Here is a 21,188-nt window from a genome sequence, read left to right on the forward strand (position 1 = left end):
GGGCTAGCGTTGGCCGCCATGACCGCCACCGACGACCTCGTCACCGGATATCTCGAGCTCGGACTGCGGTTCGACCGGCTGGTCGACGGGTTCGTCGACGCCTACACCGGGGACCCGGCCGTCGGGCAACGGGTCGCCGACGAACCGATGCCGACCGCGGACGACCTGCTCGACCAGGCCCGGAACCTGCTCTTCGCGCTGCCCGACGCCGGCCTGCCCGCCGACCGGGAGGAGTTCGTCCGGGCCCACCTGGCCGCGCTGGAGCAGAACGCCGCTCGGCTGGCCGGCCGGGAGATGACGCTGGTGGAGGAGGTCGCCGCCTACTTCCAGGTCGACATCGCCCTGGTGGACACCGACGTCTACGCCCAGGCACACCAGGACATCGCGGAGCTGCTCGGCGGGTCGGGGCCGGTCGGCGAGCGGCTGTCGGCCGTGCGCGGCGCCGAGGCCTGCCCGCCGGAACTGGTGGAGCCGGCGGTCCGTGCCCTGGCCGCGGCACTGCGCGACCGGGTGGTACCGGCCGCCGGCCTGGAGCCCGGCGAGCACATCGACTTCGAGATCGAACGGGACGTCGCCTGGAGCGGCTTCAACTACTACCTCGGTGACTACACCTCGCGGGTCGCGGTCAACGCCGACGTCGCGCACCGGATGAGCCAGCTGCCGGTGCTGGTGGCGCACGAGTGCTACCCCGGCCACCACACCGAGCACTGCCGCAAGGAGGACCTGCTGGTCCGGCGCGGTGGCCAGCTCGAGCAGACGATCTTCCTGGTCAACACCCCGCAGTGCGTGATGGCGGAGGGTCTGGGCGACCTGGCGCTGTCCGCCGCGATCGGCGAGGGGTGGGGCGCCTGGGCCGCCGATGTGCTGGCCGGGATCGGGCCGTCCTTCGACCCGATGCTGGTCGAGGCGCTGGAGATCGCCGCCCGCCCGCTGAACACCGTGCGGCAGAACGCCGCGATCATGCTGCACGACGGCGGGGTGGACGAGGCGGAGGTCGCCGACTACCTGGTCCGGTGGTCGCTGGTCGACCCGGCGCGGGCGAAGCAGCAGTTGCGGTTCATGACCGATCCCCTGTGGCGGGCGTACGGCTCCACCTACGTCGAGGGGGAGCGGCTGCTGCGGCCGTGGCTGGAGGCGCGCGAGGGAGGGGTGACCGCTTTCGAGCGGTTCCGCCGGCTGCTGGACGAACCGCTGACACCGGCCGTGATCAGGGCCGAGCTGGTCTGAACACGCTCCGGCCCGGGGTGCGGCAGGTCCGGGCCGGGCCCCGGAGCGGATAGACTGCTCGCCCGGGTCGACCGGTGCTGCCGGGACCCGGCCGATCCGAGGAGTCCCGCACCGCATGAGCACCGATCCCACCGGTACGTCCGAGCCCGGGGCCCTCCCCGACACGGACGACGACGACCTGCAGCCGGAGGCCGCGCCCGCGAACCCGCGGCGTGCCCGGCTCAAGCTGCTGCTGCGGATCGTCGGGATCCTGGTCGCGATCGCGGCGGTCGCGCTCTGCGTCCGCGCGGTGGTCAGCTCCTGGGACAAGGTCTCCCACGACCTGAGCACCGCGAACGTCTGGCTGCTGGTCCTGGCCTTCCTGTGCGGTATGGCCGGTACGACCGGCCTGGCACTCAACTGGGGCGCCACCATCGACCTGCTGGACGGCCGTCGCTGGCCGCGGACCAAGGTCGTCACCTGGTTCTTCGCCGGCGAACTCGGCAAGTACATCCCGGGGTCGGTGTGGGCGCTGATCGGCCGCGGCGAGCTGGCCCACCGGGCCGGTGTCCGCCGCCGCACCTCCTACACGGCCACCCTGATGGCGATGTGCCTGATGCTGATCGGTGCGGTGCTGCTCTGCGCCCTGGTCGTGCCGTTCGAGCTGATCGGCGGGTCCATCGGCATCGAGGCGCTGGCGCTGCTGATCATCCCGGCGGTGGTCGTCTTCTGCCTGCCGCCGGTCAACGGGTTCGTCTTCCACCTGCTGGAGAAGGTCAGCCGCGGCCGGGTGCAGATCCCGCGGATCGGCTTCGCCCGGATGGCGCGGCTGGTGCTCGGCTACCTGCCGGCCTGGGCGCTGACGGCTGCGGTGTCGGTGTTGGTAGCGGCGGCCCTGGGGTACCAGCAACAGATCGGGCAGGTGGCGGTCGCCGCCCTGCTGGCCTGGGTGGTCGGTTTCGTCGCGATCCCGGTGCCGGCCGGTGCCGGTATCCGCGAAGTCGTGTTCTACACACTGTGCGGGCTGGGCGAGGGGCCGGGCGTGGTCGTGGCCATCGCCGCCCGGCTGGCACTGATCCTGTCGGACGGACTGGGCGGGGTCGTCGCGCTCGGGGCTCTCGGCCTGCTCCGGCGCAAGGGCCGGGACGCGGTCATCCATCCGGAGAACACCGCGACCCGCGGCGCCGACGCCGCCGGAGTCACCCCGTCCGTGTGAGAACCTTGGCCTGCAGCTGACGGATCCGGGCGTCCCGCCGGGGTCATGGCGACGAGGAGAGAACCGGCGTGGCAGGTCTGGCCTATCGGGTGAAGAGCACGTACGCGGGGGCGGTGCGGGCCACCGGCCGTGTCCTGACGGCGGTGCACGTCCTGCCGAAGGAGGCCCCGCCGCGCGAGAAGCGGGTGCGGCACTGGTTCCACAGCCTCTTCCAGGTGCACGACTCGCTGGCCATCGCCCGGCTCGGTGTGCCGTGGTGGACCTACGACGCGATCGACAAGGTCGACGCCTGGCTGAAGGACCGCGCGCGCCCGATCCGCGTCTTCGAGTACGGCTCCGGCGCCAGCACGATCTGGCTGTCCGCGCGGGCCGACGAGGTCCACACCGTCGAGCACCACAAGGGTTTCGCCGACCACATCGGCCCGAAACTGGCCACCTTCCCGAACATCTCGATGATGGTCGTCGAGCCGGTCGAGTCGCCGCTGCCCGCCGTCCCGTCGGAGAAGTCGGGCAACCGCGGCCTGGACTTCAGCGACTACGTGGCCGCCATCGACAAGGTCGGCGGGACGTTCGACGTGGTCGTCGTCGACGGCCGGGTGCGTGCCGCCTGCCTGAAGGCCGCGATCCCGCACCTCGCCGAGGACGGCATGGTCATCTTCGACAACTCCCGCCGCCGCCGGTACCGCACCGCCATCGAGACCTCCGGGCTGACCGAGCTCAAGCTCTCCGGGCTCACCCCGACGTTGCCCTACCCGGACCAGACCTCGCTGCTCGCGCACGCGAAGTGATCCCGGGCTCCCATGGTTCTCGGATGGACCACCCACGCCGCTGACGAGCGCGCGTGGTGCCATCCACGCTGACAACGGCGGCACGCCGACACGACGAACGGACGGGGCGATGACGGGTCAGGCCAAGTTGCTGGTGGTGGACGACGAGCCGTCCCTGCAGGACATCGTCGCCACCTCGATGCGGTTCCTCGGGTACCAGGTGAGCGTCGCCGGGTCCGGTCGGGAGGCCGTGCGGATGGCCGGCGAGGTGCAGCCCGACCTGATCATCCTGGACGTGATGCTGCCCGACTTCGACGGGCTCGAGGTGATGCGCCGGGTGCGCGCCGCCGGGATCGACGCCGGCGTGGTCTTCCTGTCGGCGATGGACACCCCGAAGGACAAGGTGGCCGGCCTGACCGCGGGCGGCGACGACTACGTCACCAAGCCGTTCGGCCTGGAGGAGCTGGCCGCGCGGGTCAGCGCGGTGCTGCGCCGGGTCCGGCCGGACGAGAGCGGCGAGTCCCTGCTCAGGGTCGGCGATCTCGAGCTGGATCCGGAGACCTACCAGGTCACCCGCGGTGGCCGGGTCATCGAGCTGGCGCCGACCGAGTACAAGATGTTGCGCTACCTGATGATCAACGCGAACGTCGTGCTGTCCCGCCAGCAGTTGCTCGACGCGGTGTGGGGCACCGACTTCTACGGTGACGACTCGGTCGTCGCGACCTACATCTCGTACCTGCGCCGCAAGGTCGACGCGCCGGAGCCGGACGGCACGGCCGTGGAGCCGCTGATCCACACGCACCGCGGGTTCGGGTACGTGCTGCGCCCGCCACGCAGGTGAACCCCGGGGGTGCGGCGCCGGTGCCGCCTGGCCCGCCGGTGACGACCGTGGTGCCTCCGGCACCGTCCGTCGCGCCGCGCCGCTGGTCGATCCGGGCCCGCCTCACCGCGCTGATCGTGGGGCTGGCGGCGATCGGTCTGCTGGCCGTCGACGTCATGCTGCCGATCTACCTGCGGTCCGAGCTCATCGCCGATCGCGACCGCACCCTGGCCCGGGTGATCGACAGCCTGCCCGCCCGTGGCATCGACCTGACCTCCCTCGGCACCGTCGCCGCCGACAGCTCCCCGCTGCGCAGCGAGATCGGCTGGACGCTGGTCAGCGAATCCGGCTACGCCAAGGTGGTGGAGAGCCCGGCCCAGGACACCACCGCGAACCCGCTGGTGGGTCCGACCCCTCCGGTGGGAACGGCGACCACGGTCGGCGACGCCAGCCGCCCGGGTGTCAGCTACCGGATCCTGGCGCTGCGTGTCGGCGACGACGTCGGCGGGCCCGTGTTCGCCAACCAGTACCTGGTGGCCTGGTCGCCGATCGACGACATCGCGGCCACCGTCCGGCGCCTGGTCTTCGTCGAGTTGCTGGTCACCGCAGGACTTCTCGTGCTGCTCGGGACGATCTCGGCCTACATCGTGCGCCGCAACCTCAAACCGCTGCAGACCATGGCCGAGGCTGCCGACGCGATCCGGGGCGGTGATCTGGAGCGCCGGGTGGACGAGCAGGACGCCGCCACCGAGATGGGCCGGTTGGGCTCCGCGTTCAACGGGATGCTCGACGGGATCGGCGATCTCGTCTCGGAGCGATCGCGGAACGAGGTGCGGCTCCGGCAGTTCATCGCCGACGCCTCGCACGAGCTGCGCACGCCCGTCGCGGCCGTACAGGGGTACGCGGATCTCTACCGGGCCGGTGCCCTGGTGGACGACAGCTCGGTCGGCCGGGCCATGGAACGGATGGGGTTCGAGGCGCGCCGGATGGGTGCGCTGGTCGAGGACCTGCTGACCCTGGTGCAGGCGGACGGGCCGGAGCGATCCGGTCGGGAGCCGGTGGAGCTGACCGAGCTGCTGGCCGGCGCCGTCGAGGACGCCCGGGCGATCGACGCCACCCGGAGCTGGGAGTTCACCACGCCCGGGGCGCGGGTCACCGTGGCCGGCGACCGGATGCGGCTGCACCAGCTCTTCGCCAACCTGCTCGCCAACGTCCGGACCCACACCCCGGCCGGTACCACCACCCAGGTGTCCGTCCTGCCCGGTCCCGACAAGGTGGCGGTCACCGTCGCCGACAACGGGCCGGGTGTCGCCGAGGAGAGCCTGCCCCGGCTCTTCGACCGGTTCTTCCGCGAGGACCCCTCCCGCAGCCGCGAGAAGGGCGGCACCGGCCTTGGCCTGTCCATCGTCGCGGCGATCGTCCGCACCCACGGCGGCGAGGTCATGGCCTCCCGCTCCCGGGCCGGTGGCCTCGCCGTCACCGTCGTCCTCCCCAAGGCCGTCGGCACCGCCGCCGTCCCGCGTTCCGCGCCGCCGGTGGTGGAGGCGGACTGATCCGTCCCCTCCGCGAAACACAATCTTCATCCGAATGTTCGCGTGTTCGACCGGATCTCGCGGGCGTGGGGCGTAACGTCCGATTCGTGGACCGCGGCCCCCGCGGGCCACACGGGAGGCCCCGAATCGTGCCAGTGCTCACAGCAGCGCTCGACGAGGGGGCCGGTACCGGGCCCTTTCGGGGAACCGCCGGCCTCACCCTCGCCAGTGTGGGTGCGCGTACCAGCGCCCACAGAGGAGTTGCACGTGGTCACACGCCGTCCCGCCGCTGATCAGGCCGGTCGCCGCACGTACGTCATCGACACCTCCGTGCTGCTGTCGGATCCCTGGGCCCTCACCCGGTTCGCCGAACACGAAGTGGTGCTGCCGCTCGTGGTCATCTCCGAACTCGAGGGCAAGCGGCATCACCCCGAGCTCGGGTACTTCGCGCGGCAGGCGCTGCGCATCCTGGACGACCTGCGGATCTCGCACGGCCGGCTGGACGCGCCGGTGCCGGTCGGCGATGCCGGGGGCACCCTCCATGTCGAGCTCAACCACACGGACCCGTCGGTGCTGCCGGCCGGATTCCGCACCGACAGCAACGACTCGCGCATCCTGGCCTGCGCGCTGAACCTGGCGGCGGAGAAGACGCCCGGTTCGGTGACCCTGGTGTCCAAGGACATGCCGCTGCGGGTCAAGGCCTCCGCGGTCGGTCTGCCGGCCGACGAGTACCGCGGGCAGGACGTCGTGCCGTCCGGCTGGACCGGGATGGCCGAGGTCGAGGTCGCCACCGAGCAGCTCGACACGCTGTTCGCCTCCGGTCTGATCGACGTCGACGCGGCCCGGGAACTGCCGTGCCACACGGGTGTGAAGCTGGTCGGGCCGTCGGGTTCGGCGCTGGGCCGCGTGACCGCGGGGAAGCAGGTCAGGCTGGTCCGCGGCGAGCGCGAGGCGTTCGGCCTGCGCGGCCGGTCGGCGGAGCAGCGCATCGCGCTGGACCTGCTGATGGACGACGAGGTCGGGATCGTGTCGCTCGGCGGCCGTGCCGGCACCGGCAAGTCCGCGCTGGCCCTGTGCGCCGGCCTCGAGCTGGTGATGGAGCGGCGCACGCACCGCAAGGTCGTGGTCTTCCGCCCGCTGTACGCCGTCGGCGGCCAGGAACTGGGCTACCTGCCCGGCAGCGAGGGCGAGAAGATGCAGCCCTGGGCGCAGGCGGTGTTCGACACCCTGTCCGCGACGGCGTCGCCGCAGGTCATCGAAGAGGTCATCGCCCGCGGGATGCTCGAGGTGCTCCCGCTCACGCACATCCGCGGCCGTTCCCTGCACGACTCCTTCGTGATCGTCGACGAGGCCCAGTCGCTGGAGCGCAACGTCCTGCTCACCGTGCTGTCCCGGCTCGGCACCAACTCGCGGGTCGTGCTGACCCACGACGTCGCGCAGCGGGACAACCTCCGGGTCGGCCGGCACGACGGCGTGGCCGCCGTGATCGAGGCGCTCAAAGGTCATCCGCTCTTCGCGCACGTCACGCTGACCCGCTCCGAGCGCTCGCCCATCGCCGCGCTGGTCACCGAGATGCTGGAGCTGCCCGACCAGTCGTGACCCGCATGTGATCGAGATCGTGACCGATCCGTTCCGGCCCGGCCGGGGGCGGTCGTCGTGTTCCGCGGCATGTGTACGGGAGAATGATCCCCGTGACTGCGAAGCATCGACCCGCTCCCGGCCCCCGGGCGGCGGCGCTGGGCGCCGTGATCTCGGTGGCCGCGCTGCTCGTCGGGCTCGCGCTCCCGGCGGCCGGTTCGGCGCCCGCAGCGGCACCCGCACCGGGCATCGGCGCTGTACAGGCCGCTGCGCCCGCGCCGGGCAGCACGACCGCCGGGGATCTGACGCTCACCGCCGACCCGGCCACCGAGGTCTCCCCGGACGGCTCCATCGCGGTCACCGGGTCCGGGTTCGACCGCGGCAAGCCGCTGTTCCTCGCCGTCTGCCCGATCCAGGGTGACGAGGTCGGGGACCGTTCCGGCTGCATGGGCGGCTCGGTGCCCGATGCCAACGAGTCCGATTCCTGGGCCTACGTCACCCGGAACGGCGCCGACACGCCCGAGGGCGGCGGCGTCACCGCGCGCTACGACGCGCGTGGCGGGTTCGAGCTCGACCTCGACATGACCGTCGGTGAACTCAACTGCGCCACCACCGCCTGCGGGCTGGTCACCGCGTACGAGGACGGCGGCGGACAGGTCGTCCTGCCGCTCACCTTCGCCGCCGCCGAGGGGCAGGCGCCTGCCGCCGAGAGCAGCTCGACCTCGTCGGAGAGCAGTTCGACCAGTTCCGCACCCCCGACCACCTCCACCAGCGCCTCCCCGCCGCGCACCGTCGAGGCGCTCACGGTGGAGAGCCCATCGGTGCAGGCCGGACGCCCGCAGGAGGTCATCTTCGCCGGGTTCATGGCGGGAGAGACCGTCGCCGTGACGCTGTACTCCGACCCGATCACGCTGCCGTCGGTCACCGCCGACGAGGACGGCGTGGTCCGGGTGACCTTCGACGTGCCGACCGATCTGCCCGCCGGTACGCACATCCTGCAGGTCGTCGGTAGCCGGACCCGGACCACCGGTGTCGCCCGGTTCGTGGTCACCGCCATCCCGACCACCTCGTCGTCCCCGACCACCTCCTCCACGCCGACCACGTCCTCGTCGTCGAGTTCGGCGAGCAGCAGTTCCTCGTCCACCTCCAGCAGCACGTCGAGTCCGACGACCTCGTCGATCCCGACCACCTCGTCCGCCACCAGCAGCGCCGCACCGCCGGTGACGCCGACCGGCTCCAGCTCGCGACCGGTCTGGCCGTGGTTCGTGCTGGCCGCGATCGTGCTGATCTGGGCCGGCATCGGCATTTTCTTCTGGCGCCGTCGGGTGGCCCGGCGGCGGGACGACGGCGACGACGGCGGCCGGTACGCCTATGCCTCCGATCCGGACCCGGACCCCGTCGGACCGGACACCTCCGACCTGCCCACCACCGCGCTGCCACCGGAGCCGGGTTGGGAGCACCCGGACCACCCGCAGCTGTTCTCCGGTCAGAACTACCGCTGGCCCGGTGAGGCGACCGCGCCCGGGATCGAGGGAGAGCCACCGACCCAGCAGCTCCCGCCCACGGCCCGGCCGACCGAGCAGATCCCGCCGATGGCGCGCCCGACCGAGCAGCTCCCGCCGTCGGGGTACGTGCCACCCTCGGGTCCGACCCCGGCCGCGCGTCCGTTCGAGCCGCCGACCCAGCAGCGGCCGCCGACCGGCCCGACCCCGGCCGCGCCGCCGACCACCGGTGCCACGCCTGCTGTCCCGCCGACCGGCCCGACCCCGGCCGCGCCGCCGACCACCGGTGCCACGCCTGCTGTCCCGCCGACCACCGGTGCGACGCCCACGGTCCCGCCGACCGGTCCGGCTCCGGCCGCGTCCCCGACCACCGGGGCCACCCCGGCGGTGCCGCCTGTAACCGGTCCGACACCGACCGCCGGTCCGACACCAAGCACCGGTCCGACACCGACGGCCCCGCCGACCGGGCCGCAGCATGCGATCCGGCCCGATCCGGACTCCGGCCCGCCCACCTCCCAGTGGCGCCCGGAGGTCGACGAGTTCGACGAGGACGAGAACGGCGACGAGCCGCCGCGGGGCCGGCACAGCCGCTGACCGCCACCCGACGTCGATGGGAATTTTCTCGGCCAGGACGGAACTGGTGCGGTGGGCCACGTGGGGCGTGGCTGACGGCAACGGATCCGTTGGCGTTCGGGTGCCGGTGTGGCTGCGCGGGGCGGTGTCGGCCTGGTCGACGTGTCGTCCCGAGCGGATCTGGTGCGGTGGGCCACGTAGAACATGGCTGATGGCAACGGATCCGGTGGTGTTCGGGTGCCGGTGTGGCTGTCCGGGGCGGGTTGTCGACCTGGTCGACGTGTCGTCCCGAGCGGATCTGGTGCGGTGGGCCACGTAGAACGTGGCTGATGGCAACGGATCTCATCCGAACACGGAAGACCGACCCGGAGACGACGATACCCCGCGACGCACAGGGCGTCGCGGGGTGTCGCGGTGATCGACGTCCGGCCGGATCAGGGGTGGGTCATGGACAGCACGTCGAGCGCGCTGTCCAGCTGCTCCTCGGAGAGGGTGCCGGAGGTGACGTGGCCGCGCTCGACGACGACGGCCTTGATCGTCTTGCCCTCCTTGAGGGCCTGCTTGGCGACGGCCGCGGCCTCCTCGTACCCGATGTAGCGGTTGAGCGGGGTGACGATGGACGGCGAGGACTCCGCGTAGGCGAGGCACCGCTCGACGTCGGCGACGATCCCGGAGATGCAGCGATCGGCGAGCAGCCGGGAGACGTTGGCCAGCAGCCGGATCGACTCGAGCAGGTTGTTGCCGATGACGGGCAGCATCACGTTGAGCTCGAAGGTGCCGCTGGCGCCCGCGAAGGCGACGGTGGCGTCGTTGCCGATGACCTGCGCGGCCACCATCAGCGTGGCCTCCGGCAGCACCGGGTTGACCTTGCCCGGCATGATCGACGAGCCCGGCTGCAGGTCGGGCAGGTGGATCTCGGCCAGACCGGCCCGCGGGCCCGATCCCATCCACCGGATGTCGTTGCAGATCTTCACCAGCGAGACGGCGACACTGCGCAGCTGGCCGGAGGTCTCGACCAGCCGGTCCATCGCACCCTGCGCCTCGAAGTGGTTCCGGGCCTCGGTGAACGGCAGCCCGGTGACCGCGGCCAGGCGGGCGATCACGGCGGGGGAGAACCCGGGCGGCGTGTTGATGCCGGTGCCGACGGCCGTACCACCCAGCGGCAGCTCGGCCAGCCGGGGCAGCGAGGAGGTGAGACGCTCGACGCCGCCACGGATCTGGGCCGCGTAGCCGCCGAACTCCTGGCCCAGGGTGACCGGGGTGGCGTCCATCAGGTGGGTGCGGCCGGACTTCACCACGGTGGCCCACTCGGCGGCCTTGTCCTCCAGCGCGGCCGACAGGTACTCCAACGCCGGGATGAGGTCGGTGGTGACCGCCTCGGTCGCCGCCACGTGGATCGAGGTCGGGAAGACGTCGTTCGACGACTGCGAGCAGTTGACGTGGTCGTTGGGGTGCACCTTGCTGCCGAGCGCCTCGGTGGCGACGGTGCCGATGACCTCGTTTGCGTTCATGTTCGAGCTGGTGCCGGACCCGGTCTGGAACATGTCGATCGGGAAGTCGTCGTCGAACTCGCCCGCCGCGACCCGGTCGGCGGCCGCGGTGATCGCGCCGGCGATGGCCGGGTCGAGCCGACCCAGCTCGGCGTTCACGGCCGCGGCGGCCGACTTGATGAGGGCGAGGGCGCGGATCTGGCTGCGCTCGAGGGTGCGACCGGAGATCGGGAAGTTCTCGACGGCCCGCTGGGTCTGTGCCTGGTACTTGGCCGCTGCCGGCACCCGTACCTCACCCATGGTGTCGTGCTCGATGCGGTAGCCGGATTCGAACGCGCCGTTGTGTTCTGCCATGGGCTCACGCTAACCGGGCAGGTCGCCGGGCGGCGAGCCGGCGAGGGCCGATCTTGCTCACAGCCGTGCGACCATGGGGAGGTGGCGGACCGGCGGAACAAGACGATGCGGGACATGGCGCTGTCCATGGGAGCGATCGTCGTGGTCGTGCTGCTGTTCGTCGGGATGTACGGGGGCTTCTCGTTCTCGCCCGGCCGGCCGTCCGACGACGGGGCCGTCGCGCCGACCGCCGATGTGGCGCTGGGCTTCTCGACCGCACAGCGGGTGGTCGGGTTCGACCCGCTGACCCCGGTCGACCTGCCCGCCGACTGGCACCCGAACTCCTTCACCACCACCCCGGTGGGCAGCCCGGACGGCCCGCCCACGGTGCGCGCCGGCTGGCTGACGCCGGACGGGGCCTTCATCACGCTGATCCAGTCGACCGGTTCGGTGGCAGAGGTGCAGTCCGCCGAGCTCGGCGCCATCGCACCGGTCAGCGGGCAGATCGACGCCGGTGGGGCGACCTGGCAGGTGACGACCGGCCGGCGCGACGAGATGGCCTGGATCCGCACCGCCGGCGGCCTGACGCTGCTGGTGACCGGGAGTGCTCCGGCCACCGACCTGCAGACCCTCGCCGATTCCATCGCCGGCCAGCAGTAGCGACGCGCGACTCAGTCGTCGCCGGCCTCGGCCAGCGCCGCCTCGACCCGCTCGCGGGCCCCGTCCAGGAACGTGGTGCAGACGCCGGCCAGATGCTCCCCGCGCTCCCAGAGCGCCAGGGATTCGTCGAGGGTGAGCCCGCCCTGCTCGAGCCGGCCGACGACCTCGGCGAGCTCGTCGCGGGCCTGCTCGTAGGTCGCTGCCCGGTCGGCCGTCCCGTCCGCCGGATCCGCACCGTTCCCGGTGGCCGGGGCCTTCCTCGCGCTCATCGAGCCGTGTCCTTCCCATGACTGCTGTCGGCCCCGAGCCCGGTGCCGGTTCCGTTCGTGGTTGCCCCGTCGGTCTCGCGGCCCCGGCTGGTCGCCAGCACCGCCCCGTCCGCCACCCTGATCCGCAGGTCCGTGCCCGCCGGGGCGTCCGCCGTCTCCCGGAGCACATGGCCGCCGTCCGGTCCGACGGCCTGGACGACGGCGTAGCCGCGGGCAAGGGTGGCCGCCGGTCCCAGCGCGGCGAGTTGGGCCCGGCGGTGGGCCAGGTCGCGCTCGCCGCGGTCCAGCACGGCAGTCACCACTCGGCGGGACCGGTCCAGCAACCGCCCGACGTCGTTCGACCTGGCCTGGAGTGGCCCGAACGGGTCGGCGAGCACGGCGGCCGAGGTCAACCGTGACAGCCGGGCGGTCTCCGTGGAGACCCAGCCGACCAGGGCGCGTCGCCCGCGCCCCCGCCACATCTCCACGGACCGGCGCTCGGCGTCGGCATCGGGCACGACCCGCTTGCCCGCATCGGTCGGGGTCGAGCAGCGCACGTCCGCGACGTCATCGACGATCGGGTGATCCGGTTCGTGGCCGATCGCGGAGACGACCGGGGTGCGGCAGTGCACCACGGCCCGGCACAGCGTCTCGTCGGAGAACGGCAGCAGGTCCTCGGTGCTGCCGCCGCCGCGGGCCAGCACGATCACCTCGACCTCGGGGTCGGCGTCCAGCCGCTGGAGCGCTTCGATCACCTGGGTGACCGCGAGAGAGCCTTGCACGGCGGCATTCTCGATCCGGAAGCGGACCGCGGGCCAGCGGGCGCGGGCGTTGGCCAGCACGTCCGACTCGGCGGCGGACGCCCGCCCGGTGACCAGACCGACCACCTTCGGCAGGAACGGCAGGGCCTTCTTCAGCGCCGGGGAGGTGAGCCCCTCGGCGGCCAGCAGCTTGCGCAGGCGTTCCAACCGCACCAGCAGCTCGCCCAGGCCCAGCGGATGCATCTCGTCGACCTGGAACGCGAGCGAGCCGCGCTTCGCCCAGTAGCCGAACCGCCCGCGCACGACGACGCGCGCACCCTCGGCGCTGCGACCGGGCAGGTCCTCCAGGACGGCGCGGTGGCAGTTCACCGAGATCGACATGTCCACCGACGGGTCCCGCAGGGTCAGGTACGCCTGGTTGCCGCGTACCGACACCTGCGCGATCTGGCCCTCGATCCAGGCCGGCGGGGCCTTCGCGATGTACTCGGTCATCCGCTGCGCGAGTGCCCGCACCGGCCACGGGTTCTCCCGGGTCGTCTCGCCGGCCTTCGTCGGCATCGGCCCCGGGCGGGCGGTCGTCACCGGTCGGCCGTCACTCGGCCCGCAGGGTGGCGAGACGGTTCTCCAGCACGGTCAGGTGCGCGGCGCGGGCGGCGCCGGCCTGCTCCGCGTCCAGCAGGGCCTGCACCTGGTCCGCGCCCAGCCCGGCCAGGCTCTCCTTGAGCGCGCCGATCCCGTTGCCGTTGCCGTTCGCCGGAGCGACCGGGGCAGTCGGAGCCGGGGCAGTGGGCTTGGTGGCGGTCGGCTTGGTGGCGGTCGGCTTGGTGGCGGTCGGCGAGGCGGCGGCCGATCCCGCGTCCGCCCGCGCGGCCGGCTCCGCCGCGGCCGGTTCCGCCGCGGCCGGTTCCGCAGGGCCGTCCTCGTCCTCATCCTCGTCGAAGGTGGCCCAGGCCGGCTTGTCCTCCGGCTTGCCGCCCAGCCCGGCCAGCAACTCGTCGCCGCGGGCGGCCAATCCGGCGATCTGCTGGCGGGCCTTGAGCGAGAGCCGGAACGCCTGGCCGGCGACGGTGACACCGATCGTCGGTAGTTCGGCGGGCAGGGAACTCAGCCGGTCGAGGGTGGCGCCCACCAGGCCGGCGGCGACGCGGATCGGGGTGGGCAGGTGCGGGGCCATGCCACCAGCGTGCCGCATCCCACGCCGCCGCGGCGCCGTGGGGCGTCGGTGCGGCCCCCGGTGCGGCCGCGGGTGCCTACCATGGGTGCCGTGAGTGCCCTGCCGCTGAACCCGTCCGACCCGCCCCGCCGGGTGCTGCTCGCCCGTCCGCGTGGGTACTGCGCCGGGGTGGACCGGGCCGTGGTCACGGTGGAGAAGGCACTGGAGACCTACGGCGCCCCGGTCTACGTCCGCAAACAGATCGTGCACAACAAGCATGTCGTGGCGACGCTGGAGCAGCGCGGGGCAATCTTCGTCGAGGAGACCGACGAGGTGCCCGAGGGCTCGCTCGTGGTGTTCTCCGCGCACGGGGTGTCCCCGGCGGTGCACGAGGAGGCGGCGAGCCGCAGCCTGCAGGTGATCGACGCGACCTGCCCGCTGGTCACCAAGGTGCACAAGGAAGCGCGCAAGTTCGCCGCCGAGGGTTACGACATCCTGCTGATCGGCCACCGCGGGCACGAGGAGGTCGAGGGCACCCAGGGCGAGGCGCCCGAGGCCATCCAGCTGGTCAACGATCCGTCCGAGGTCGACGACGTGCAGGTCAGTGACCCGGAGAAGGTCATCTGGCTGTCCCAGACCACACTCTCGGTGGACGAGACCCTGGAGACGGTGGGGATGCTGCGCAAGCGGTTCCCGCTGATGGCCTCCCCGCCCAGCGACGACATCTGCTACGCCACGCAGAACCGCCAGGAGGTCGTGAAGCAGATCGCTCCCGACTGCGACCTGGTGATCGTGGTCGGCTCGCGGAACTCGTCGAACTCGGTGCGGCTGGTCGAGGTGGCGCTGGACGCCGGCGCCCGGACGTCCTACCTGGTCGACTACGCCCACGAGATCGACGAGCAGTGGTTGGATGACGCCCGCACGGTCGGCGTCACCTCCGGCGCATCGGTGCCGGAGGAACTGGTGGACGGCGTGCTCGGCTGGCTCGCGGAGCGCGGGTTCGGTGACGTCGAGGAGTTCACCGCGGCCACCGAGACGCTGACCTTCTCGCTGCCGAAGGAACTCCGCCGCGACCTGCGTCCGGCGAAGGCCTGAGCGCACCGGTCTGACTACACCGCCGGCCTGACGGCACCACTGCCGGGCCCTGAGTCCACGGACGGGCCCCCGAGGTTGCGGTCAGGCAGGCTCAGGCGTGCCGGGCGCTCTGCGCGGCCGCGGGCCGCTGCGACTTCGACTTCAGCGGCTGGGCGAAGAGCCGGATGACGCCGATGATCAGCGCCAGCACCGTGCCGATCGCCATGGTCGGGAAGGTGTTGACCAGGTGCACCGCGGCCTCGTAGAAGCTGTTGGCGAACAGCACCTTCAGTGCCGGCACCAGCACGATGACCAGGACCAGCGGCGGCTGCACCATCGCGGTGAACACCGCGCGCCGGCGGACCAGCAGGGCGGCGAGCACCGCGCCGAGGAAGAACCCGCTGCGCAACCCCCAGGCCGGTCCCACCGAGATGAACTTGTCGACGACGACGCCGATGATCGTCAGCACCAGGGCCAGGATCGCCGCTCCCCACCAGGGGATACCGGGGATCGCAGGGATCGCGCCGGCCTCTTCGACCTGGTCGCGGGAGTCCTGGGCAGGGCTCGGGCTCGTTCGCACCGGACAACGGTAGCCCCCACCGTGCTCTGCGCGGGTGAACTCGCCGGTCCACGCCCGTGCTCACCGCTCCCGGACGGCCCGCAGGCCGGTCGCGATCGGGGTGGGCGGGGTGATGCGCTCGCCGCGGACCCCCAGTTCGCCGAACCGGCGGGTGGTCACCAGCACCCGGCTCTCCAGTGATCCGACGGCGGCGTTGTAACCCTCGACGGCCCGCTCCAGCCCGGTGCCGAGCCGGGAGATGTGGGTCAGGACCACGTCGAGCCGGTCGTGCAGCTCGCGGCCGAGCTCGAGGATCTCCTCGGCGGAGGTGGACAGCCGCTCCTGCCGCCAGCCGAACTCGATGGTGCGCAGCAGGACGATCAGCGTGGTCGGGGTGGCGAGGACCACCCGGCGGGCGGCGGCGTGCTCCCAGAGCCCCGGGTCGGCGGACAATGCGGCGTCGAGCAGCGCCTCACCCGGCACGAACAGCACGACGAACTCCGGGGACGGGCGGAAGTGGCGCCAGTAGGCCTTGTCGGCCAGCGCGTCGACGTGACCGCGCAGCGCACGGGCATGGGCGGCCCGAAGCCGCCCGGACTCCTGCGGGTCGCCGGCCTCGCGGGCGGCGAGCCAGGCGTCCAGCGGCACCTTCGCGTCCACCGGCACACAGCGGTCGCCGGGCAACCGGACGAGCAGGTCCGGACGGGCCCCGGGCACGCTGACCTGGGCCTCGAAGTCGCAGTGCTCGGCCATCCCGGCCAGCTCCACCACCCGACGCAGCTGCAGCTCGCCCCAGCGCCCGCGGACGGTGGGGGAGCGCAGCGCACCAGCCAGCGACCGGGTCTCCGCGCCCAGCTCGGCGGACGTGCGGCCGAGCTGCTGCAGCTGTGCGCTGATGCCGGCGTAGGCGCCGACCCGGTCGCGCTCCACCTCGGCCAGCCGCTGCTCGACCCGCCGCATGGTGTCGGCGGCCGGTGCGACCAGTGCCGCGAGCTCGGCGCCGGAGGCCGGGACCGGGCCGTCGGGACGCCGGCTCCACCTGCCGAGCAGCAGCCCGAGGACGAGGCCGGCGGCCAGCAGTGCGGCGCCGAGCAGGAGCGGTCCGGTGGTCATGTGCGGCAGTGTGCCGACGCCCACCGACAGTCACTCTGCGCCGGCCCCGTCCCCGGACCCGACCGCACCTTTCCGGCAGCCCCGGTGCGGGCCGTACGGTCCGGGGCGGACATGTGGCGAGGCCCACGTCCCGGCCGGGGACCGGTCACGCCCGCACGGCCGTCCCAGCATGTGGACGCCTGTCCCGGACGATGGACTGGATCGGCCGGTCGAGGCTGTAGCATCGTCCGCATGTCCGTTCACCCGGTGCTCTTGGTGTGCCGCCGCGAGGTCGACCTCGTGCGCGTCGCCAGCGCCGTGTGTCCGGCCGATCGCTGAACCCCGCCGTTCCATCGAGCGGGGCCGCCCAGCGTCGGCGACCCGGACGTGCCCGCCGCACCTCTTCGTCCTGCCTGCGTGACCGCTGCCCAGCTCCCGCCTGCAAGGACCCGCCGTGCCTCCTGTGCCTCCCGCCGCTGCCGCCGATGCGGCCGCCACCGATCGCGCCGTCGCGACCGACCGTGCCGCCCCGACCGACCGCGCCGCGAAGCCGGCGCGTGCCGAGCGCCCGGCACCGCGCCGCCGGCCGGACGCGGGCCGTGGCCAGGGCCAGTGGGCGATGGGCCACCGGGAGCCGCTCAACCCCAACGAGCGGATGAAGAAGGACGACGACGGCCTGCACTGCCGGGCCCGGATCGAGAACATCTACCGCTACACCGGCTTCGACGGCATCGACCCGGGTGACCTGCGCGGCCGCTTCCGCTGGTGGGGTCTGTACACGCAGCGGGCCCCGGGCATCGACGGCGGCCGAACCGCCGTGCTCGAGCCGGAGGAGCTCGAGGACAAGTTCTTCATGCTGCGGGTCCGGATGGACGGCGGGCAGCTGACCCCCGCCTCGCTGCGCACCGTCGGCCAGATCTCCACCCGTTACGCCCGGGACACCGCCGACCTCACCGACCGGCAGAACGTGCAGTACCACTGGATCCGGATCGAGGACGTCCCGGACATCTGGCAGCAGCTGGAGTCCGTCGGCCTGTCCACCGCCGAGGCCTGCGGCGACGTGCCGCGGGTGGTGCTCGGCTCGCCGCTCGCGGGCATCGCCGCGGACGAGATCATCGACGGCACCCCGGCGATGGAGGAGATCCTGCGCCGGCACATCGGCAGCGAGGAGTTCTCCAACCTGCCGCGCAAGTTCAAGACCTCGATCTCCGGCTCGCCGCGGCAGGACGTCGCGCACGAGATCGCCGACATCGCCTTCATCGGGGTGGTGCACCCCGAGCTCGGCGCCGGGTTCGACGTGTGGGTCGGCGGCGGCCTGTCCACGAACCCGATGCTGGCCCAGCGGCTCGGCATCTTCGCCACTCTGGACGAGATCCCGGAGATCTGGGCCGGTGTCGTCTCCATCTTCCGCGACTACGGCTACCGCCGGCTGCGCAACCGCGCCCGGCTGAAGTTCCTGGTCGCCGACTGGGGCATCGAGAAGTTCCGCGAGGTCCTCGAGACCCAGTACCTGAAGCGGACTCTCACCGACGGCGACGCGCCCCCGGTCTGGGAGGGCGCGCGCGACCACGTGGGCGTGCACCTCCAGCAGGACGGCAACTTCTACGTCGGCATCAACCCGACGGTGGGCCGGGTCTCCGGGACGATCCTCACGCAGATCGCCGATCTGGCCGAGGCACACGGCTCCGGCCGTATCCGCACCACCACCGACCAGGGCCTGGTCATCCTGGACGTCGCGCCGGAGCAGGTCGACTCCCTGGTGGCCGGCCTGGCCGCCATCGGGTTGAGCGTCACCCCGTCGACCTTCCGGCGGAACATGATGGCCTGCACCGGACTCGAGTTCTGCAAGCTGGCGATCGTCGAGACCAAGGCCCGGGGCATCGCGCTGGTGGACGAGTTGGAGCGGCGGATCGGCGACCTCGACGTGCCGCTGACCATCAACATCAACGGCTGCCCCAACGCCTGCGCGCGCACCCAGATCGCCGACATCGGCCTCAAGGGCATGATCGTCACCGACGACAACGGCGACCAGGTCGAAGGTTTCCAGGTGCACCTGGGTGGCGGGCTCGGCCTGGACGCCGGCTTCGGCCGGAAGGTCCGCGGCCACAAGGTGACCGGCGACCAGCTCGCCGACTTCGTCGAGCGCGTGGTCCGCACCTACCAGAAGGAGCGCGAGCCCGGTGAGCGCTTCGCCCGCTGGGTGAACCGCGCCGACGAGGAGGCGCTGCGATGAGCGAGAACCGTGCCCCCGCCCAGTACTGCCCCTACTGCGGCGAGACCAGCCTGTTCCCGCACGAGGCCTCGCACGGCGCGTGGTCCTGCCGGGACTGCCGCCGGGTCTTCGCGGTGAAGTTCCTCGGCCTGGCCGGGTCACCGGACCTGGCGCCCGCCGTCACACCCGAGCCGCAGGGGGTGGTCTCGTGATCAGCACCCTGCGCAGCCCCGAGCAGCTGCGGTCGGTGGCCGAGGAGGCCGCGGTCCGGCTCGCCGACGCCCCGGCCGAGGAGATCCTGCGCTGGGCCGCCGAGGAGTTCGGCGACGGCCTCGCGGTCTCCGCGTCCATGCAGGACACGGTGCTCGCGCACCTGGCCGCCCGGGTGAAGCCCGGCATCGACGTGCTGTTCCTGGACACCGGGTACCACTTCATCGAGACCATCGGCACCGCCGACGCGGTCGAGGCCGTGTACCCGGTGACCCTGCGCCGGCTGCTGCCGCTGCAGACTGTCGCCGAGCAGGACGCGACCGAGGGCAAGGACCTGTTCGCCACGGATCCGGACCGCTGCTGCGCGCTGCGCAAGGTCGCCCCGCTGCAGCAGGCGATGGAGCGGTACGAGGCGTGGGCGACCGGGCTGCGCCGGTCGGAGTCGCCGTCCCGCGCCGACACCCCGGTGGTGGCCTTCGACGCCAAGCGTGGCCGGGTCAAGATCGCGCCGCTCGCGGCCTGGACCGACGAGCAGGTCGACGCCTACATCGCCGAGTACGGGGTGCTGGTCAACCCGCTGCTCGGGCCGGAGTACCCGTCGATCGGCTGCGAGCCGTGCACCCGCCGGGTGCAGGCCGGGGAGGACGCCAGGGCCGGACGCTGGTCCGGACTGGCCAAGACGGAATGTGGGCTGCACACGTGAGCACACCCACCCTGCCGGGGCGGACCACCCGCACCGGCACCACGCTCTGGCTCACCGGCCTGCCCAGCGCCGGGAAGACCACCCTGGCCCTGGCCGTCGCGGAGCGGCTGCGCGCCGCCGGCGCGGAGGTCGAGGTGCTGGACGGCGACGAGGTGCGCACGCACCTGTCCGCCGGGCTCGGGTTCTCCCGCGAGGACCGCGACACCCACGTCACCCGTATCGGTTTCGTCGCCGAGCTGCTGGCCCGGCACGGCGTCGTGGTGCTGGTGCCGGTGATCGCGCCCTACGAGAGCACCCGGCAGGCCGTGCGCGCGCACCACCACAGCCACGGCACCGGGCACCTGCAGGTGCACCTGTCGACGCCGGTGGAGGTCTGCGCCGACCGCGACGTGAAGGGCCTGTACGCCAAGGCCTATCGCGGCGAGATCAGCTCGATGACCGGCGTCGACGACCCCTACGAGATCCCGGTGGATCCGGATCTGCGGCTGGACACCTCGACCACCGACCTGGACGCCTCCGTGCAGGCACTGCTGGACCTGTTGTCCGCGAAGGGAATCCTGTGACCACCACGCTCAACGCGCCTGCCACCGGGACGGGACAGGTGCCGCGCACCGGCCACCTTCGGGCGCTGGAGTCCGAGTCGATCCACATCCTGCGTGAGGTGGCCGGCCAGTTCGAGAAGCCGGTCATCCTGTTCTCCGGAGGCAAGGACTCGGTCCTGGTGCTGCACCTGGCGCGCAAGGCGTTCCACCCCGCACCGCTGCCGTTCACCCTGCTGCACGTGGACACCGGGCACAACTTCCCCGAGGTGCTGGCGTACCGCGACAAGGTGGTGGCCGAGGGCGGTTTCCGGCTCACCGTGGCCAAGGTGCAGGACTGGATCGACGACGGCCGGCTGGCCGAGCGGCCGGACGGCACCCGTAACCCGCTGCAGACCGTGCCGCTGGTCGACACCATCGTCGCCGAGCAGTACGACGCGGTGATCGGCGGCGCCCGCCGTGACGAGGAGAAGGCCCGCGCCAAGGAGCGGATCTTCTCGCTGCGCGACGCCTTCGGCGGGTGGGACCCGCGCCGGCAGCGGCCGGAGCTGTGGGGGCTGTACAACGGCCGGCACGCGCCGGGGGAGCACGTCCGGGTCTTCCCGCTGTCGAACTGGACCGAGCTGGACGTCTGGAACTACATCGAGGCCGAGGGCATCGAGCTGCCGGACATCTACTACGCCCACCAGCGGGAGGTGTTCCGCCGGAACGGGATGTGGCTGACCGCCGGCGAGTGGGGCGGCCCCCGGGAGAACGAGACGCCTGAGCTGCGCTGGATGCGCTACCGCACGGTGGGCGACATGTCCTGCACCGGTGCGGTCGACTCGCAGGCCGCCACCGTGGCCGAGGTGATCACCGAGATCATCGGCACCCGGATCACCGAGCGCGGTGCGACCCGGGCGGACGACAAGCTCTCCGAGGCGTCCATGGAGGACCGCAAGCGCGAGGGGTACTTCTAGA

General features: G+C 72.5%; 20 protein-coding genes. 14 read left to right on the top strand and 6 right to left on the bottom strand.

Annotation, left to right across the window (positions count from 1 at the left end):
* The first annotated feature begins 18 nt into the window (after window positions 1–18).
* The 7 genes from GIS00_RS02690 to GIS00_RS02720 all read left to right on the top strand — a co-directional run bounded on the left by GIS00_RS02690 (window position 19) and on the right by GIS00_RS02720 (window position 9,215).
* Complete coding sequence (locus GIS00_RS02690; protein ID WP_154766840.1) at window positions 19–1,227, top strand: DUF885 domain-containing protein; 1,209 nt, start codon at window positions 19–21, stop codon at window positions 1,225–1,227.
* A gap of 115 nt (window positions 1,228–1,342) precedes the next feature.
* Window positions 1,343–2,422: a lysylphosphatidylglycerol synthase transmembrane domain-containing protein gene (locus GIS00_RS02695; RefSeq protein ID WP_154766841.1), complete on the top strand. Its 1,080-nt coding sequence runs from the start codon at window positions 1,343–1,345 to the stop codon at window positions 2,420–2,422.
* 68 nt (window positions 2,423–2,490) lie between these two features.
* A complete protein-coding gene (locus tag GIS00_RS02700; protein ID WP_322097390.1) occupies window positions 2,491–3,210 on the top strand; it encodes a class I SAM-dependent methyltransferase in 720 nt (239 codons plus the stop codon).
* A 109-nt stretch (window positions 3,211–3,319) separates the two neighbouring features.
* Window positions 3,320–4,030: a response regulator transcription factor gene (locus GIS00_RS02705; RefSeq protein WP_154766842.1), complete on the top strand. Its 711-nt coding sequence runs from the start codon at window positions 3,320–3,322 to the stop codon at window positions 4,028–4,030.
* 47 nt (window positions 4,031–4,077) lie between these two features.
* Window positions 4,078–5,562: a sensor histidine kinase gene (locus GIS00_RS28265; protein WP_154766843.1), complete on the top strand. Its 1,485-nt coding sequence runs from the start codon at window positions 4,078–4,080 to the stop codon at window positions 5,560–5,562.
* A 246-nt stretch (window positions 5,563–5,808) separates the two neighbouring features.
* A complete protein-coding gene (locus GIS00_RS02715) occupies window positions 5,809–7,140 on the top strand; it encodes a PhoH family protein (RefSeq protein ID WP_322097391.1) in 1,332 nt (443 codons plus the stop codon).
* A gap of 92 nt (window positions 7,141–7,232) precedes the next feature.
* A complete protein-coding gene (locus GIS00_RS02720) occupies window positions 7,233–9,215 on the top strand; it encodes a hypothetical protein (protein ID WP_154766845.1) in 1,983 nt (660 codons plus the stop codon).
* A 413-nt stretch (window positions 9,216–9,628) separates the two neighbouring features.
* On the opposite strand, the gene GIS00_RS02725 is transcribed toward GIS00_RS02720, so the two are convergent.
* Window positions 9,629–11,038 (bottom strand): class II fumarate hydratase, encoded by a 1,410-nt coding sequence (locus GIS00_RS02725; RefSeq protein WP_154766846.1) that lies wholly within the window; start codon window positions 11,036–11,038, stop codon window positions 9,629–9,631.
* Between the two features lie 81 nt (window positions 11,039–11,119).
* Here GIS00_RS02725 and GIS00_RS02730 point away from each other — a divergent pair, with 81 nt between their 5' ends.
* On the top strand, window positions 11,120–11,677 hold the full coding sequence (locus GIS00_RS02730) for a DUF4245 domain-containing protein (RefSeq protein ID WP_154766847.1): 558 nt from the start codon (window positions 11,120–11,122) through the stop codon (window positions 11,675–11,677).
* An 11-nt stretch (window positions 11,678–11,688) separates the two neighbouring features.
* Here GIS00_RS02730 and GIS00_RS02735 read toward each other — a convergent pair whose 3' ends face one another.
* The 3 genes from GIS00_RS02735 to GIS00_RS02745 are packed head-to-tail and all read right to left on the bottom strand — an operon-like array spanning window position 11,689 to window position 13,860.
* Window positions 11,689–11,946, bottom strand: a complete 258-nt coding sequence (locus GIS00_RS02735) for an exodeoxyribonuclease VII small subunit (RefSeq protein WP_154766848.1) — start codon at window positions 11,944–11,946, stop codon at window positions 11,689–11,691.
* Window positions 11,943–13,268: an exodeoxyribonuclease VII large subunit gene (gene xseA, locus GIS00_RS02740; RefSeq protein WP_322097392.1), complete on the bottom strand. Its 1,326-nt coding sequence runs from the start codon at window positions 13,266–13,268 to the stop codon at window positions 11,943–11,945. The genes GIS00_RS02735 and xseA overlap by 4 nt, the downstream gene beginning before the upstream one ends.
* Before the next feature lie 10 nt (window positions 13,269–13,278).
* Window positions 13,279–13,860, bottom strand: a complete 582-nt coding sequence (locus tag GIS00_RS02745) for a lipid droplet-associated protein (protein ID WP_154766849.1) — start codon at window positions 13,858–13,860, stop codon at window positions 13,279–13,281.
* A gap of 81 nt (window positions 13,861–13,941) precedes the next feature.
* Here GIS00_RS02745 and GIS00_RS02750 point away from each other — a divergent pair, with 81 nt between their 5' ends.
* Window positions 13,942–14,934: a 4-hydroxy-3-methylbut-2-enyl diphosphate reductase gene (locus GIS00_RS02750; RefSeq protein WP_154766850.1), complete on the top strand. Its 993-nt coding sequence runs from the start codon at window positions 13,942–13,944 to the stop codon at window positions 14,932–14,934.
* A gap of 91 nt (window positions 14,935–15,025) precedes the next feature.
* On the opposite strand, the gene GIS00_RS02755 is transcribed toward GIS00_RS02750, so the two are convergent.
* Complete coding sequence (locus GIS00_RS02755; RefSeq protein ID WP_154766851.1) at window positions 15,026–15,493, bottom strand: DUF6542 domain-containing protein; 468 nt, start codon at window positions 15,491–15,493, stop codon at window positions 15,026–15,028.
* Between the two features lie 60 nt (window positions 15,494–15,553).
* A complete protein-coding gene (locus GIS00_RS02760) occupies window positions 15,554–16,585 on the bottom strand; it encodes a DNA recombination protein RmuC (protein ID WP_154766852.1) in 1,032 nt (343 codons plus the stop codon).
* A 433-nt stretch (window positions 16,586–17,018) separates the two neighbouring features.
* Between GIS00_RS02760 and GIS00_RS02765 the strand changes: the two genes are divergently transcribed.
* The 5 genes from GIS00_RS02765 to cysD are packed head-to-tail and all read left to right on the top strand — an operon-like array spanning window position 17,019 to window position 21,187.
* Window positions 17,019–18,797 (top strand): nitrite/sulfite reductase, encoded by a 1,779-nt coding sequence (locus GIS00_RS02765; protein WP_322097394.1) that lies wholly within the window; start codon window positions 17,019–17,021, stop codon window positions 18,795–18,797.
* A complete protein-coding gene (locus GIS00_RS02770; RefSeq protein ID WP_154766853.1) occupies window positions 18,794–18,988 on the top strand; it encodes an eL43 family ribosomal protein in 195 nt (64 codons plus the stop codon). Before GIS00_RS02765 ends, GIS00_RS02770 begins: the two co-directional genes overlap by 4 nt.
* On the top strand, window positions 18,988–19,689 hold the full coding sequence (locus GIS00_RS02775; RefSeq protein ID WP_407666782.1) for a phosphoadenylyl-sulfate reductase: 702 nt from the start codon (window positions 18,988–18,990) through the stop codon (window positions 19,687–19,689). Before GIS00_RS02770 ends, GIS00_RS02775 begins: the two co-directional genes overlap by 1 nt.
* A complete protein-coding gene (cysC, locus tag GIS00_RS02780; RefSeq protein ID WP_154766854.1) occupies window positions 19,671–20,252 on the top strand; it encodes an adenylyl-sulfate kinase in 582 nt (193 codons plus the stop codon). The genes GIS00_RS02775 and cysC overlap by 19 nt, the downstream gene beginning before the upstream one ends.
* The gene (gene cysD, locus GIS00_RS02785; RefSeq protein WP_322097397.1) at window positions 20,249–21,187 is read left to right on the top strand and encodes a sulfate adenylyltransferase subunit CysD; all 939 of its coding nucleotides are present in this window, start codon (window positions 20,249–20,251) and stop codon (window positions 21,185–21,187) included. The genes cysC and cysD overlap by 4 nt, the downstream gene beginning before the upstream one ends.
* Window position 21,188: the final 1 nt, after the last annotated feature.

This window comes from Nakamurella alba (genome assembly GCF_009707545.1).
Taxonomy (GTDB): domain Bacteria; phylum Actinomycetota; class Actinomycetes; order Mycobacteriales; family Nakamurellaceae; genus Nakamurella; species Nakamurella alba.